We start from the raw sequence: 14,597 nt of genomic DNA, 5'->3' as shown, positions 1-14,597 counted from the left end.
AATCGGATGGCTTTTTGCTTTGAGGTTTAGTGGCGGTTATTTGACCAAAGTGTGACGGCGGGAGGCGGCAAATGTATGCCGCGACGGTAATCCGCCACGGCAACAAAAGCGACGTATGGCAGTTATTGCGCGTTGAATGCCTGGCCATTGATGCCCGTGCTGTCCGGGCCCATCAGGTACAGGTAGACCGGCATGATCTCTTCCGGGGTCGGATTGTTCAGCGGGTTTTCCCCCGGGTACGCCTGGGCGCGCATGCTGGTGCGGGTGCCGCCCGGGTTGATGCTGTTGGCGCGAACCGGCGCCACGCCGTCAACTTCATCGGCCAGGGTTTGCATCAGGCCTTCGGTGGCGAACTTCGATACGCCGTAGGCGCCCCAGTAGGCCCGGCCCTTGCGTCCGACGCTGCTGGAGGTGAACACCACCGAGGCATCCTGCGACAGCTTCAGCAGCGGCAGCAGGGTGCTGGTCAGCATGAACATGGCGTTGACGTTGACCTGCATGACGCGCATGAAATTTTCACCCGACAGCTGTTCGATCGGCGTGCGCGGACCAATGATCGAGGCGTTGTGCAGCAGGCCGTCGAGATGGCCGAACTCGGTCTCGATCATCGCCGCCAGCTCATCGTACTGATGCGGCAGGGCGGTTTCGAGGTTGAACGGGATCACCGCCGGCTGTGGATGGCCCGCCGCTTCGATCTCATCGTAGACCTGCGTCAGATTGGCTTCGGTCTTGCCCAGCAGCAGCACGGTGGCGCCGTGGGCGGCATAGGTTTTCGCGGCAGCCGCGCCGATGCCACGACCGGCACCGGTGACCAGAATGACCCGATCCTTGAGCAATTCGGGACGGGCGGTGTAATCAAACATAAAAACCTCTCCATAAGGCGAATGCTGAACTCTGTGGCGAGGGAGCTTGCTCCCGCTCGGCTGCGAAACAGTCGTAGCGTCAGCCAGTACGGTGTGCCTGAGAAAATGCGGACTCAGGTAAAAAAGGGGCCGCTACGCGGCCCAGCGGGAGCAAGCTCCCTCGCCACAGGGGTGTGTCAGGTCAGCAGCTGCAAAGTGCGCTGTCGAGCACCTTGCGCAATTCCAGCGGATGATCCACCACCACGTCCGCGCCCCAGTGCCGCGGGTTGTCGTCTGGGTGGATATAGCCGTAGGTCACGGCGCAGGTCTTGGTGCCGGCATCGCGCCCGGATTCGATATCACGCAGATCATCGCCGACGAACAGCACCGTCGACGGATCCAGATCAAGCATCTTGCACGCAAGGATCAAGGGCTCCGGGTCCGGCTTGCTGTTTTTCACGTGATCCGGGCAGATCAGCAGCGCCGAACGCTCGGCCAGCCCCAGTTGCTGCATGATCGGCTCGGCAAAGCGCACCGGTTTATTGGTGACCACGCCCCAGATCAGGTTGGCCCGCTCGATATCGGCGAGCAGTTCGCCCATGCCGTCGAACAGCTTGCTGTGCACGGCGCAACCGGCCAGGTAGCGTTCGAGAAACTCAAGACGCAGCGCTTCAAAGCCCGGCGATTCCGGATCCATTGAAAAGGTCACGGCAACCATCGCTTTGGCGCCGCCGGAGATTTCATCGCGGATGTGCTTGTCGTTCATCGGCGGCAAGCCACGGTCCGCGCGCATCGCCTGACAAATGGCGATGAAGTCCGGCGCGGTGTCGAGCAGGGTGCCGTCCATGTCGAAAAGGACTGCTCTGATGGTCATCGGCTTATTCCTCGCGCAGGGTCTGGATCATGTAGTTGACGTCAACGTCGTTGGCCAACTTGTAGTGCTTGGTCAGCGGGTTGTAGGTCAGGCCGATGATGTCCTTGACGGTCAGGCCGGCGATGCGGCTCCAGGCGCCGAGCTCGGACGGGCGGATGAATTTCTTGAAGTCATGGGTGCCGCGCGGCAGCAGCTTCATGATGTATTCGGCACCAATGATGGCGAACAGGTAGGCCTTCGGGTTGCGGTTGATGGTCGAGAAGAACACTTGGCCGCCCGGCTTGACCATGCGGTAGCAGGCGCGGATCACCGAGGATGGATCCGGTACGTGTTCGAGCATTTCCAGGCAGGTCACGACGTCAAACTGCTCAGGCATTTCCTCGGCCAGGGCTTCGGCAGTGATCTGCCGGTATTCGACGCTGACGCCGGATTCCAGCTGATGCAGCTGCGCAACCGCCAGCGGCGCTTCGCCCATGTCGATGCCCATTACCGTGGCGCCGCGCTGGGCCATGGCTTCGCTGAGGATGCCGCCGCCGCAACCGACGTCGAGGACTTTCTTGCCGGCCAGATTGACCCGCTCATCAATCCAGTTGACGCGCAGCGGGTTGATGTCGTGCAGCGGTTTGAACTCGCTTTCGCGGTCCCACCAGCGATGGGCCAGGGCTTCGAATTTGGCGATTTCGGCGTGGTCGACGTTGCTCATGATCAATTCCTCTAAAACTTGAAAAAGGCTGTAGCCGCGGAGTGTGCTCCGCGGTGTTTACGATTCGGTGTGGCCGCTGATGCGCTGGCCCCAGGCCCGGGCGGTGGCGCCCAGCTGTTGTTCGTCCATACGTGTCAGGTGCCGGTCGTCGAGCAGTTGTTTGCCGGCGACCCACAGGTGTTTCACGCAATCGCGACCGGTGGCATAAATAAGCTGCGAAACCGGGTCATAGACCGGTTGCTGGGCCAGGCCGGACAGGTCGAAGGCAACGATGTCGGCGGCTTTGCCGATTTCCAGCGAGCCGACCTGCGTTTCGATCCCCAAGGCCCGGGCGCCATTGAGCGTGGCCATGCGCAACGCGCGGTGCGCGTCCAGCGCAGTGGCCGAACCGGCGACGGCTTTGGCGAGCAGGGCGGCGGTGCGGGTTTCGCCGAGCAGGTCGAGATCGTTGTTGCTCGCCGCGCCATCAGTGCCGACGGCCACATTGACCCCGGCCTGCCACAGACGCTCCACCGGGCAGAAACCACTGGCCAGCTTCAGGTTCGATTCCGGGCAGTGGATCACGCTGGTGTTGCTTTCTACCAGCAATGCCAGATCGTCATCGCTGATCTGGGTCATGTGCACGGCCTGGAAGCGCGGGCCGAGCAGGCCCAGCCGACCGAGGCGGGCCAGTGGCCGCTCACCGCGATGCTCCAGCGCTTGCTGCACTTCGAAGGCGGTTTCGTGGACGTGCATGTGGATCGACGCGTCCAGCTCTTCGGCGATCACGCGGATTTTCTCGAGGTTCTCGTCGCCCACGGTGTAGGGTGCATGAGGACCGAAGGTGATCTTGATCCGTTCGTGATGCTTCAGATCACCGAACAGCTCAACGCCCTGACGAATGGCCTCATCGGCGCTGGCAGCCCCGGGAATCGGGAAATCGAGGATCGGAATCGCGATCTGGGCGCGAATGCCGCTGTTGTGCACGCGTTCACTGGCGACTTTCGGGAAGAAATACATGTCCGAGAAACAGGTGATGCCACCCTTGATTTGCTCGGCAATCGCCAGATCGGTGCCGTCACGGACGAAATCTTCATCGACCCATTTGGCTTCGGCCGGCCAGATGTGATTTTCCAGCCAGGTCATCAGCGGCAGGTCGTCGGCCAGGCCACGGAACAGCGTCATCGCTGCGTGGCCGTGGGCGTTGATCAGGCCCGGGGCGAGCAGCACGTCCGGCAGTTCGCGGGTTTGCGTGGCGTTACACTTGAGTGCTTCGGCGCGTGGGCCGATAAACACGATGCGACCGTCGCGGATGCCCAGCCCGTGCTCCTTGAGCACCACGCCAGCGGGTTCGACGGGTACCAGCCAGGTCGGCAGCAATAATAAGTCGAGCGCAATGGCAGGTTTCGGCATCGAGGGTCGGTTCCAGTGCTTTTGTAAAGGATGGCGAAGTATACCCGAGCGTCTTCGCGGGGGGATCGCTATAATCGGCGGCTTTTGTTCATGAGTGCGGGGTGAGGGATGCGCGATCGACTGTTGGCTGCGGAGAAAGTGAAGGCCATCGATTGGCGAGATGGCGCGCTCCACCTGCTGGATCAGCGTATTTTGCCGTTCGAGGAAACCTGGGTTGCCTACACCAGCGCCGCCGGCGTGGCTGAGGCGATTCGTTCGATGGTGGTGCGCGGCGCGCCGGCCATCGGCATCAGCGCAGCCTATGGCATTGTGCTGGCGGCCCGTGCCCGCGTGGCCGAAGGTGGCGACTGGTATGCGGCGCTGGAAGAGGATTTCGCCTTGCTGGCCGACTCCCGGCCGACGGCGGTCAACTTGTTCTGGGCGCTGAACCGCATGCACGATCGACTGGATCGTCTGAAGGACAATGCCGATCCGCTGGTGGCGCTGGAGGCCGAGGCGATCGCCATTCACGAAAGCGATCGCGAAGCCAACCTGACCATGGCGCAACTCGGCGTCGACCTGATCCGCAAACATCAGGGTAATGCCCAGGCGATCCTGACCCACTGCAACACCGGCGCGCTGGCCACTGGCGGTTTCGGTACGGCGCTGGGGGTGATTCGCGCCGCTTATCTCGAAGGCATGGTCGAGCGCGTCTATGCCGATGAAACCCGGCCGTGGCTGCAGGGCTCGCGCCTGACCGCGTGGGAGCTGGCGAACGAGGGCATCCCGGTCACGCTCAATGCTGACTCCGCCGCTGCACACATCATGAAAACCAAAGGCGTGACCTGGGTGATTGTCGGCGCTGATCGCATCACCGCCAATGGCGACGTGGCGAACAAGATCGGCACCTACCAACTGGCGGTCAACGCCATGCACCACGGCGTGCGGTTTATGGTGGTAGCGCCGAGTTCGACCATCGACATGAATCTGGCCAGTGGCGACGACATCCCGATCGAGGAGCGTGACGGCGCCGAGCTGCTGGAAGTCGGTGGCAAGCGCGTGGGGGCGGACGTCGAGGCGTTCAACCCGGTGTTTGACGTGACCCCGGCGGATCTGATCGATGCGATCGTCACCGAGAAGGGCATCGTCGAGCGTCCGGACACGGCGAAAATGGCCCAGTTGATGTGCCGCAAGCGCCTGCATTGATTGGCTGTGGCGTCTGCAAGGACGCCATCGCTGGCAAGCCAGCTCCCACAGGATTTGTGTCTTATGCAAAACCTGTGGGAGCTGGCTTGCCAGCGATGAGGCTCTAAAAGTCAATAAACATCCCCAAACCAAGCCTCAAATCTGCATTCAAAGAAGCTCAGAGCTTCTCTCGTCCCCTTTACGCCTGTCATCGGTCAACTAACTATGCTCCATGCGCATCTGGGGGATAGGTGCGTGGCGGCTCTTGTGATAACATCCGGCGTTTTCCGAGGCAGCTTCACGGAGCTGTCTTTACTGCGCAAATCCACGGTTCAATTTGTTGATTTGTCGTAAGTCGGCGCACGGCACTCGGCCTGCCCCGACGAGCTTCGTACATCCCATATGGATATGACGAAGTTTCACCAGAAAAAGGAATCAGGCTTCTCATGGGCGAACTGGCCAAAGAAATCCTCCCGGTCAATATCGAAGACGAGCTGAAACAGTCCTACCTCGACTACGCGATGAGCGTAATCGTCGGCCGTGCACTGCCGGATGCGCGCGATGGCCTCAAGCCCGTGCACCGTCGCGTACTGTTCGCGATGAGCGAGCTGGGCAACGACTTCAACAAGCCGTACAAGAAATCTGCCCGTGTTGTCGGTGACGTGATCGGTAAGTATCACCCGCACGGTGATACGGCGGTGTACGACACCATCGTCCGCATGGCTCAGCCTTTCTCCCTGCGCTACCTACTGGTTGACGGTCAGGGCAACTTCGGTTCGGTCGACGGCGACAACGCTGCCGCCATGCGATACACCGAAGTGCGCATGACCAAACTGGCGCACGAGCTGCTGGCCGACCTGCACAAGGAAACCGTGGACTGGGTGCCGAACTACGACGGCACCGAGATGATCCCGGCGGTGATGCCGACGCGCATCCCTAACCTGCTGGTCAACGGTTCCAGCGGTATCGCCGTGGGCATGGCGACCAACATTCCGCCGCACAACCTCGGTGAAGTCATCGACGGTTGCCTGGCCCTCATCGACAATCCCGAGCTGACCGTCGATGAGCTGATGCAGTACATCCCCGGTCCGGACTTCCCGACTGCCGCGATCATCAACGGTCGCGCCGGCATCATCGAAGCCTACCGTACCGGTCGCGGCCGCATTTACATGCGTGCGCGCTCGATCATCGAAGACATCGACAAGGTCGGTGGCCGTCAGCAGATCGTTATTACCGAACTGCCTTACCAGCTGAACAAGGCGCGTCTGATCGAGAAGATCGCCGAGCTGGTAAAAGAGAAGAAACTCGAAGGCATCACCGAGCTGCGCGACGAGTCCGACAAGGACGGTATGCGCGTCGTGATCGAACTGCGTCGCGGCGAAGTGCCTGAGGTGATCCTCAACAACCTCTACGCCCAGACCCAGCTGCAATCGGTATTCGGCATCAACATCGTCGCGTTGATCGACGGCCGTCCACGCATCCTGAACCTCAAGGATCTGCTGGAAGCCTTCGTGCGTCACCGTCGCGAAGTCGTTACCCGTCGTACCGTTTTCGAGCTGCGCAAGGCCCGCGAGCGTGGTCACATTCTCGAGGGCCAGGCCGTTGCCCTGTCGAACATCGACCCGGTCATTGCCCTGATCAAGGCTTCGCCGACGCCGTCGGAAGCGAAAGAAGCGCTGGTCAGCACGCCGTGGGAATCCTCGGCAGTGGTGGCGATGGTGGAACGTGCCGGTGCCGATTCGTGCCGTCCGGAAAACCTTGATCCGCAATACGGTCTGCGCGAAGGCAAGTACTTCCTGTCGCCAGAGCAGGCGCAAGCCATTCTGGAACTGCGTCTGCACCGTCTGACCGGTCTGGAGCATGAGAAGCTGCTGGCCGAGTATCAAGAGATCCTCAACCAGATCGGCGAGCTGATCCGCATCCTCAACAGCGCCGTGCGCCTGATGGAAGTGATCCGCGAAGAGCTGGAAGTGATCCGTGCCGAATACGGCGACGTGCGCCGCACCGAAATTCTCGATGCGCGCCTCGACCTGACCCTGGGTGACATGATCCCGGAAGAAGAGCGCGTCGTGACCATTTCCCACGGCGGCTATGCCAAGACGCAGCCATTGGCTGCGTACCAGGCGCAACGTCGCGGCGGTAAAGGCAAGTCGGCGACTGGCGTCAAGGATGAGGACTACATCGCTCACCTGCTGGTTGCCAACAGCCACACCACGCTGCTGCTGTTCTCCAGCAAGGGCAAGGTGTACTGGCTCAAGACTTATGAAATTCCGGAAGCGTCCCGCGCCGCCCGTGGTCGTCCGCTGGTCAACCTGCTGCCGCTGGATGACGGTGAATACATCACCACCATGCTGCCGGTCGAGGAATACACCGAAGGTCACTACATCTTCATGGCAACTGCCAATGGCACCGTCAAGAAGACCCCGCTGGAATCCTTCAGCCGTCAGCGCAGCGTCGGTCTGATCGCGCTGGAACTGGACGAAGGCGACGTGCTGATCTCCGCGGCCATCACCGATGGCGAGCGCGAAGTGATGCTGTTCTCCGACGGCGGCAAAGTGACGCGCTTCAAAGAGTCCGACGTCCGTGCCATGGGCCGTACTGCTCGTGGTGTGCGCGGCATGCGTCTGCCGGAAGGTCAGAAGCTGATTTCGATGCTGATCCCGGAAGAAGGCAGCCAGATCCTCACCGCTTCCGAGCGTGGTTATGGCAAGCGCACCGCGATCACCGAGTTCCCTGAGTACAAGCGTGGCGGTCAGGGCGTGATCGCCATGGTCAGCAACGAGCGTAACGGCCGTCTGGTCGGTGCGGTTCAGGTGCTCGACGGCGAAGAAATCATGCTGATCTCCGATCAGGGTACCCTGGTACGTACCCGTGTCGACGAAGTGTCGAGCCTGGGTCGTAACACTCAGGGCGTGACCCTGATCAAGCTGGCCAAGGATGAAACCCTGGTCGGTCTGGAGCGGGTTCAGGAGCCATCGGAAGTCGAAGGCGAAGAGCTTGAAGGTGAAGAGGGTGCCGAGTTCGAGGGAGATGTCGTGATCGACGACGTTGCCGAGGACCAGCAACTCGACGCCGCAGCTGACGAAGAGCCGCAGGAATAAGCGGACAAGCGAGGGGGCGGATGAAAATTCGCCCCCTTGTTATTTGTCCGGTATGAAACATCGGAGATCTCTTGTAGGAGTGAGCCTGCTCGCGATGCAGGCGCCGCGGTGCATCTGAACTACCGCAGTGATGCAATCGCGAGCAGGCTCACTCCTACAGGGTGATGTGCTTCAGGGCCGTTCCGGTGTCGACGATTAATGCGATTTAATGCGTGATATCAAATCAGAGCGAGATTGGATGTGAGCAAGCGAGCCTATAACTTCTGTGCCGGTCCTGCGGCGCTTCCTGAAGCTGTCCTGCAACGTGCTCAGGGTGAACTCCTTGATTGGCACGGCAAGGGTCTGTCGGTCATGGAAATGAGCCATCGCAGCGATGAGTTCGTGTCCATTGCCACCCAGGCCGAGCAGGATCTGCGTGACCTGCTGAATATCCCGTCGAACTATAAAGTGCTGTTTCTGCAGGGTGGCGCGAGCCAGCAATTCGCGCAGATTCCGCTGAACCTGTTGCCTGAAGGCGGCAGCGCCGACTATATCGATACCGGTATCTGGTCGCAGAAAGCCATCGAAGAAGCCTCGCGCTACGGCCACGTCAATGTTGCCGCCACTGCCAAGCCTTACGACTATTTCGCCATCCCGGGCCAGAACGAGTGGAACCTGTCGAAAGACGCCGCTTATGTTCACTACGCGCCGAACGAAACCATCGGCGGTCTGGAATTCCAGTGGATCCCGCAAACCGGTGATGTGCCGCTGGTGGCCGACATGTCCTCGGACATCCTCTCGCGCCCAGTGGATATCTCGCGTTTCGGCATGATCTACGCCGGCGCGCAGAAGAACATCGGCCCGAGCGGCATCGTGGTCAACATCGTTCGCGAAGACCTGCTGGGCAAGGCCCGTGCCCTGTGCCCGACCATGCTCGATTACAAGGTTGCGGCCGACAACGGCTCGATGTACAACACCCCGCCGACCCTGGCCTGGTACCTGTCCGGCCTGGTATTCCAGTGGCTGAAAGAGCAGGGCGGCGTCGAAGCGATCGCCAGGCTCAATGACGTCAAGCAGCGCACGCTGTATGACTTCATCGACGCCAGCGGTCTCTACAGCAACCCGATCAACAAGTCGGACCGCTCGTGGATGAACGTGCCGTTCCGTCTGGCTGACGATCGTCTGGACAAGCCGTTCCTCGCTGGTGCAGATGCGCGCGGTCTGCTCAACCTCAAGGGCCACCGCTCCGTGGGCGGCATGCGCGCCTCCATCTACAACGCCGTCGACATCACCGCCGTCAACGCGCTGGTGGCGTACATGGCTGAATTCGAGAAGGAACACGGCTGATGTCCGAGCAAGAACTCAAGGCACTGCGCGTTCGCATCGACGCTCTGGACAGCAAAGTCCTCGAGCTGATCAGTGAGCGTGCGCGTTGCGCCCAGGAAGTCGCGCGAGTAAAGATGGCCTCGCTGGCCGAAGGCGAAGTGCCGGTGTTCTATCGTCCCGAGCGTGAAGCTCAGGTGCTCAAGCGGGTGATGGAGCGCAATCAGGGGCCGCTGGGCAACGAAGAGATGGCGCGGCTGTTCCGCGAAATCATGTCCTCGTGCCTGGCGCTCGAGCAGCCGCTGAAAGTGGCGTACCTCGGCCCTGAAGGCACCTTCACCCAGGCGGCGGCCATGAAGCACTTCGGCCACGCGGTGATCAGCAAGCCGATGGCGGCGATCGACGAAGTGTTCCGTGAAGTGGCGGCGGGTGCGGTGAACTTTGGCGTGGTCCCGGTGGAAAACTCCACCGAAGGCGCGGTCAACCACACCCTCGACAGCTTCCTCGAGCACGATATGGTGATCTGTGGCGAAGTCGAGCTGCGCATTCACCATCACCTGTTGGTCGGTGAAAACACCAAGACCGACAGCATCAGCCGCATCTACTCCCACGCCCAGTCGCTGGCCCAATGCCGCAAGTGGCTGGACGCGCATTACCCGAATGTCGAGCGCGTGGCGGTGTCGAGCAACGCCGAAGCGGCCAAGCGGGTCAAGGGCGAGTGGAACTCGGCGGCGATTGCCGGCGACATGGCGGCAGGCTTGTATGGCCTGACGCGTCTGGCCGAGAAGATCGAAGACCGTCCGGACAACTCGACGCGCTTCCTGATGATCGGTAACCAGGAAGTGCCGCCGACCGGCGACGACAAGACTTCGATCATCGTCTCGATGAGCAACAAGCCTGGCGCGCTCCACGAGCTGCTGGTGCCGTTCCATGACAACGGGATCGACCTGACCCGGATCGAAACCCGTCCGTCGCGCAGCGGCAAATGGACCTACGTGTTCTTCATCGACTTCGTCGGCCACCACCGTGATCCGTTGATCAAGGGTGTGCTGGAAAAGATCAGTCAGGAAGCAGTAGCACTCAAAGTGCTGGGTTCCTACCCGAAAGCAGTTCTCTAAGGGCGGTAGCAAATGAGTGGCAACTTCCTCGCTCTGGCACAGCCGGGCGTGCAACAACTTTCGCCGTACGTTCCGGGCAAGCCTGTGGACGAACTGGCGCGCGAGCTGGATCTGGATCCGGCGAAAATCGTCAAACTGGCGAGCAACGAAAACCCGCTGGGCGCCAGCCCGAAAGCGCTGGCCGCAATCCGCGAGGAGCTGGCCGAGCTGACCCGTTATCCGGATGGCAACGGCTTTGCGCTGAAATCCCTGCTGGCCGAGCAGTGCCGCGTCGAGCTGAACCAGGTCACCCTGGGTAACGGTTCCAACGACATTCTGGAGCTGGTGGCGCGTGCCTATCTGGCGCCGGGTCTCAACGCCGTGTTCAGTGAGCACGCGTTCGCCGTTTACCCGATTGCGACCCAGGCCGTCGGCGCCGAGGCCAAAGTGGTTCCGGCCAAAGACTGGGGGCATGATCTGCCGGCGATGCTTGCGGCCATCGATGCCAATACCCGCGTGGTGTTCATCGCCAACCCGAACAACCCGACCGGCACCTGGTTCGGTGCTGAAGCGCTGGACGAGTTCCTGCAGGACGTACCGGAGCATGTGCTGGTGGTGCTGGACGAGGCGTACATCGAGTACGCCGAAGGCAGCGATCTGCCGGACGGTCTGGATTTCCTCGCGGCGTACCCGAACCTGCTGGTGTCGCGCACCTTCTCCAAGGCCTACGGTCTGGCGGCGCTGCGCGTGGGTTATGGCTTGTCCACCGCGGTGGTTGCGGACGTGCTGAATCGCGTACGCCAGCCGTTCAACGTCAACAGCCTCGCTCTGGCCGCTGCCTGTGCGGCATTGAAGGACGAAGAGTATCTGGCGCAAAGCCGTCAGCTCAACGAATCCGGCATGCAGCAGTTGCAGGCGGGTTTCCGTGAGTTGGGTCTGAGCTGGATCGAGTCCAAAGGCAACTTCATCTGTGTCGACCTCGGTCAGGTAGCCGCGCCGATTTTCCAGGGCCTGCTGCGTGAGGGCGTGATCGTGCGTCCGGTGGCCAACTACGGCATGCCGAACCACCTGCGGGTGACCATCGGTTTGCCGGTGGAAAACAGCCGCTTCCTCGAAGCGCTGCGCAAGGTTCTGGCTCGTGGGTGATGTCACTGCTCTGCAATCTGCTGCACCTATGATCGGTCGCCTTGTGGTGGTCGGTCTGGGATTGATCGGTGGTTCGTTTGCCAAGGGTTTGCGTGAAAGTGGGATCTGCCGCGAAGTGGTCGGGGTCGATCTCGACCCGCAATCGCGCAAGCTGGCGGTGGAGTTGGGTGTGGTCGATCGTTGTGAAGACGACCTGATCGCTGCCTGTCAGGGCGCCGACGTGATTCAACTGGCGGTGCCGATCCTGGCCATGGAGAAAGTGCTGGCCCGTCTGGCGAGTGTTGATCTGGGCTCGGCGATTCTGACTGATGTCGGCAGTGCTAAAGGCAATGTGGTGCGCGCGGCAACCGAGGCGTTCGGCGGCATGCCGGCGCGTTTCGTGCCGGGTCACCCGATTGCCGGTTCCGAGCAGAGTGGGGTGGAGGCTTCGAATGCCGAGCTGTTCCGTCGGCACAAGGTGATCCTCACGCCGCTCGAGCAAACCGATCCGGCGGCGCTGGCGGTGGTTGATCGCTTGTGGCGCGAATTGGGCGCCGACGTTGAACACATGCAGGTCGAGCGTCACGATGAAGTGCTGGCTGCGACCAGTCATCTGCCACACCTGTTGGCCTTCGGTCTGGTCGACTCGTTGGCCAAACGCAATGAAAACCTTGAGATCTTCCGTTACGCTGCCGGCGGTTTCCGCGATTTCACAAGAATCGCCGGAAGCGACCCGGTGATGTGGCACGACATCTTCCTTGCCAACCGCGAGGCTGTCCTGCGCACACTCGATACATTTCGCAGCGACCTCGACGCCTTGCGCGACGCGGTCGATGCAGGGGATGGGCACCAATTGTTGGGCGTCTTCACGCGCGCCCGGGTTGCCCGCGAGCATTTCAGTAAAATCCTGGCCCGCAGGGCCTATGTGGACGCTATGAATTCCAACGATCTGATTTTCCTGGCTCAACCTGGTGGCCGCCTGTCCGGTCGGATTCGCGTACCAGGTGACAAATCGATTTCCCACCGTTCGATCATGCTCGGCTCGCTGGCCGAAGGCGTGACCGAAGTCGAAGGTTTCCTTGAGGGTGAAGACGCCCTGGCCACCTTGCAGGCGTTCCGTGACATGGGCGTGGTCATTGAAGGCCCGCACCACGGTCGCGTGACCATTCACGGCGTCGGCCTGCATGGCTTGAAGCCTGCGCCGGGCCCGATCTATCTGGGCAACTCCGGTACCTCGATGCGCCTGTTGTCCGGCCTGCTGGCTGCGCAGGACTTCGACAGCACCCTGATGGGTGATGCTTCGCTGTCCAAGCGTCCGATGAATCGCGTGGCCAATCCACTGCGTGAAATGGGCGCCGTGATCGAAACGGCTGCCGAAGGTCGTCCACCGATGACCATTCGTGGCGGGCACAAGCTCAAAGGCCTGACCTACACCATGCCGATGGCCAGCGCGCAGGTGAAGTCCTGCCTGCTGCTCGCCGGTCTGTATGCTGAAGGTCAAACCACGGTTACCGAGCCTGCTCCGACCCGCGACCACACCGAGCGCATGCTGCGTGGTTTCGGCTATCCGGTCGGCGTTGATGGCGCTACCGCGTCGGTCGAGTCTGGCGGCAAGCTGACCGCGACCCACATCGAAGTGCCGGGCGACATTTCGTCGTCGGCATTCTTCCTGGTGGCAGCCTCGATCGCCGAAGGTTCCGAGCTGGTGCTGGAACACGTCGGCATCAACCCGACCCGTACTGGTGTCATCGACATCCTGCGCCTGATGGGCGCGGACATCACTCTGGAAAACCAGCGTGAAGTTGGCGGCGAGCCTGTGGCTGACCTGCGTGTGCGGGCGGCTAAACTCAAAGGTATCGAGATTCCGGAAGCGCTGGTGCCGCTGGCCATCGACGAATTCCCGGTGCTGTTCGTGGCAGCCGCCTGTGCCGAAGGCCGTACCGTGCTGACTGGCGCTGAAGAGTTGCGCGTCAAGGAATCGGACCGCATTCAAGTGATGGCGGACGGCTTGCTGGCACTGGGTGTGAAATGCCAGCCGACCCCGGACGGCATCATCATCGATGGTGGCCAGATCGGTGGCGGCGAAGTGCATGGTCACGGCGATCACCGTATTGCCATGGCCTTCAGTGTGGCTTCGCTGCGCGCCAATGCGCCGATCCGCATCCATGATTGCGCCAACGTCGCGACGTCGTTCCCGAACTTCCTTGCGCTGTGCGCGCAAGTCGGTATTCGTGTGGCTCAAGAGGCTCAGTCGTGAAAAACATTGCACCGGTCATCACCATCGATGGGCCAAGCGGTTCGGGCAAGGGCACGGTCGCCGGGATCCTGGCCAAGCGTCTGGGCTGGAACCTGCTGGATTCCGGTGCGCTTTATCGCCTGCTGGCGTTTGCGGCGCACAACCATGGTGTCGACCTGACCAATGAAGAGTTGCTGAAGAAACTGGCCGCTCATCTGGATGTGCAATTTATCGCGGCGACCGACGGTCAGTTGCAGCGCATCATTCTGGAAGGTGATGAAGTCAGCGACGTCATCCGTACTGAAAGCGTCGGTTCCGGCGCCTCTCAGGTGGCTGCGTTGCCGGCGGTACGCGAGGCGCTGCTGCAGCGCCAGCGTGCTTTCCAGGAGGCGCCGGGCCTGGTGGCCGATGGCCGGGACATGGGGACGGTGGTGTTTCCGGATGCCCCGCTGAAGATTTTCCTCACCGCCAGTGCCGAGGAACGAGCACGCCGCCGATATTTGCAGTTGAAGGGCAAAGTCGAGGGTGTTAGTCTGTCGAGTCTGCTAGATGAGATCCGTGCACGCGACGAGCGTGATACCCAGCGCGCAGTGGCCCCGCTCAAACCGGCGGCCGACGCGATACAGCTGGATTCCACGGAGTTGTCCATCGATCAGGTGCTTGAACGCATCATGAGCGAAATCGCCATTCGCGATATCGCCGGGTGACCAAGAAGGCCGCAGGGGACCAGTCATAGTTCTGCAGCGCTTCTTTTAAATGAA

General features: G+C 61.4%; 11 protein-coding genes. 7 read left to right on the top strand and 4 right to left on the bottom strand.

What is annotated here, in order from left to right:
• Positions 1-122 precede the first annotated feature (122 nt).
• From J5M57_RS12775 to J5M57_RS12760, 4 genes are all read right to left on the bottom strand, one after another.
• The gene (locus J5M57_RS12775; RefSeq protein ID WP_064588627.1) at positions 123-863 is read right to left on the bottom strand and encodes a YciK family oxidoreductase; all 741 of its coding nucleotides are present in this window, start codon (positions 861-863) and stop codon (positions 123-125) included.
• A 181-nt stretch (positions 864-1,044) separates the two neighbouring features.
• Entirely contained in the window at positions 1,045-1,716 is a 672-nt protein-coding gene (gene mupP, locus J5M57_RS12770) for an N-acetylmuramic acid 6-phosphate phosphatase MupP (RefSeq protein WP_064588626.1), read from the bottom strand.
• Between the two features lie 4 nt (positions 1,717-1,720).
• Positions 1,721-2,419: a bifunctional 2-polyprenyl-6-hydroxyphenol methylase/3-demethylubiquinol 3-O-methyltransferase UbiG gene (gene ubiG / locus J5M57_RS12765; protein ID WP_047598712.1), complete on the bottom strand. Its 699-nt coding sequence runs from the start codon at positions 2,417-2,419 to the stop codon at positions 1,721-1,723.
• Positions 2,420-2,476: 57 nt separating this feature from the next.
• Positions 2,477-3,811, bottom strand: coding sequence for a TRZ/ATZ family hydrolase (locus J5M57_RS12760; protein WP_207848093.1), 1,335 nt, complete (start codon positions 3,809-3,811; stop codon positions 2,477-2,479).
• Positions 3,812-3,919: 108 nt separating this feature from the next.
• On the opposite strand from J5M57_RS12760, the gene mtnA reads away from it, so the two are divergent.
• The 7 genes from mtnA (at position 3,920) to cmk (ending at position 14,543) form a co-directional block, all read left to right on the top strand.
• Complete coding sequence (gene mtnA, locus J5M57_RS12755) at positions 3,920-4,996, top strand: S-methyl-5-thioribose-1-phosphate isomerase (protein ID WP_207848094.1); 1,077 nt, start codon at positions 3,920-3,922, stop codon at positions 4,994-4,996.
• Positions 4,997-5,421: 425 nt separating this feature from the next.
• The gene (gene gyrA, locus J5M57_RS12750) at positions 5,422-8,076 is read left to right on the top strand and encodes a DNA gyrase subunit A (RefSeq protein ID WP_007963619.1); all 2,655 of its coding nucleotides are present in this window, start codon (positions 5,422-5,424) and stop codon (positions 8,074-8,076) included.
• 240 nt (positions 8,077-8,316) lie between these two features.
• A complete protein-coding gene (gene serC, locus J5M57_RS12745; protein ID WP_207848095.1) occupies positions 8,317-9,402 on the top strand; it encodes a 3-phosphoserine/phosphohydroxythreonine transaminase in 1,086 nt (361 codons plus the stop codon).
• Positions 9,402-10,496, top strand: coding sequence for a prephenate dehydratase (pheA, locus tag J5M57_RS12740; RefSeq protein WP_003226907.1), 1,095 nt, complete (start codon positions 9,402-9,404; stop codon positions 10,494-10,496). Before serC ends, pheA begins: the two co-directional genes overlap by 1 nt.
• Before the next feature lie 12 nt (positions 10,497-10,508).
• Entirely contained in the window at positions 10,509-11,621 is a 1,113-nt protein-coding gene (hisC, locus tag J5M57_RS12735; protein WP_207848096.1) for a histidinol-phosphate transaminase, read from the top strand.
• Positions 11,622-11,649: 28 nt separating this feature from the next.
• Positions 11,650-13,857 (top strand): bifunctional prephenate dehydrogenase/3-phosphoshikimate 1-carboxyvinyltransferase, encoded by a 2,208-nt coding sequence (locus J5M57_RS12730; RefSeq protein ID WP_243435107.1) that lies wholly within the window; start codon positions 11,650-11,652, stop codon positions 13,855-13,857.
• Positions 13,854-14,543: a (d)CMP kinase gene (cmk, locus tag J5M57_RS12725; protein WP_015093983.1), complete on the top strand. Its 690-nt coding sequence runs from the start codon at positions 13,854-13,856 to the stop codon at positions 14,541-14,543. The genes J5M57_RS12730 and cmk overlap by 4 nt, the downstream gene beginning before the upstream one ends.
• Positions 14,544-14,597: the final 54 nt, after the last annotated feature.

The sequence above is a fragment of the Pseudomonas sp. 86_A genome (genome assembly GCF_017491705.1).
GTDB classification, from domain to species: domain Bacteria; phylum Pseudomonadota; class Gammaproteobacteria; order Pseudomonadales; family Pseudomonadaceae; genus Aquipseudomonas; species Aquipseudomonas koreensis.
Note: the sequence above shows the minus strand (reverse complement) of the source record. Positions and strands in the feature narration are given on the sequence as shown.

What these genes read in the sequence shown, in the direction of transcription:
- pheA (WP_003226907.1), top strand. Translation starts at nt 9,402, where the DNA reads ATGTCCGAGCAAGAACTCAAGGCACTGCGCGTTCGCATCGACGCTCTG.
- mupP (WP_064588626.1), bottom strand. Translation starts at nt 1,716, where the DNA reads ATGACCATCAGAGCAGTCCTTTTCGACATGGACGGCACCCTGCTCGAC.
- gyrA (WP_007963619.1), top strand. Translation starts at nt 5,422, where the DNA reads ATGGGCGAACTGGCCAAAGAAATCCTCCCGGTCAATATCGAAGACGAG.
- J5M57_RS12760 (WP_207848093.1), bottom strand. Translation starts at nt 3,811, where the DNA reads ATGCCGAAACCTGCCATTGCGCTCGACTTATTATTGCTGCCGACCTGG.
- ubiG (WP_047598712.1), bottom strand. Translation starts at nt 2,419, where the DNA reads ATGAGCAACGTCGACCACGCCGAAATCGCCAAATTCGAAGCCCTGGCC.
- J5M57_RS12775 (WP_064588627.1), bottom strand. Translation starts at nt 863, where the DNA reads ATGTTTGATTACACCGCCCGTCCCGAATTGCTCAAGGATCGGGTCATT.
- mtnA (WP_207848094.1), top strand. Translation starts at nt 3,920, where the DNA reads ATGCGCGATCGACTGTTGGCTGCGGAGAAAGTGAAGGCCATCGATTGG.
- J5M57_RS12730 (WP_243435107.1), top strand. Translation starts at nt 11,650, where the DNA reads ATGATCGGTCGCCTTGTGGTGGTCGGTCTGGGATTGATCGGTGGTTCG.
- hisC (WP_207848096.1), top strand. Translation starts at nt 10,509, where the DNA reads ATGAGTGGCAACTTCCTCGCTCTGGCACAGCCGGGCGTGCAACAACTT.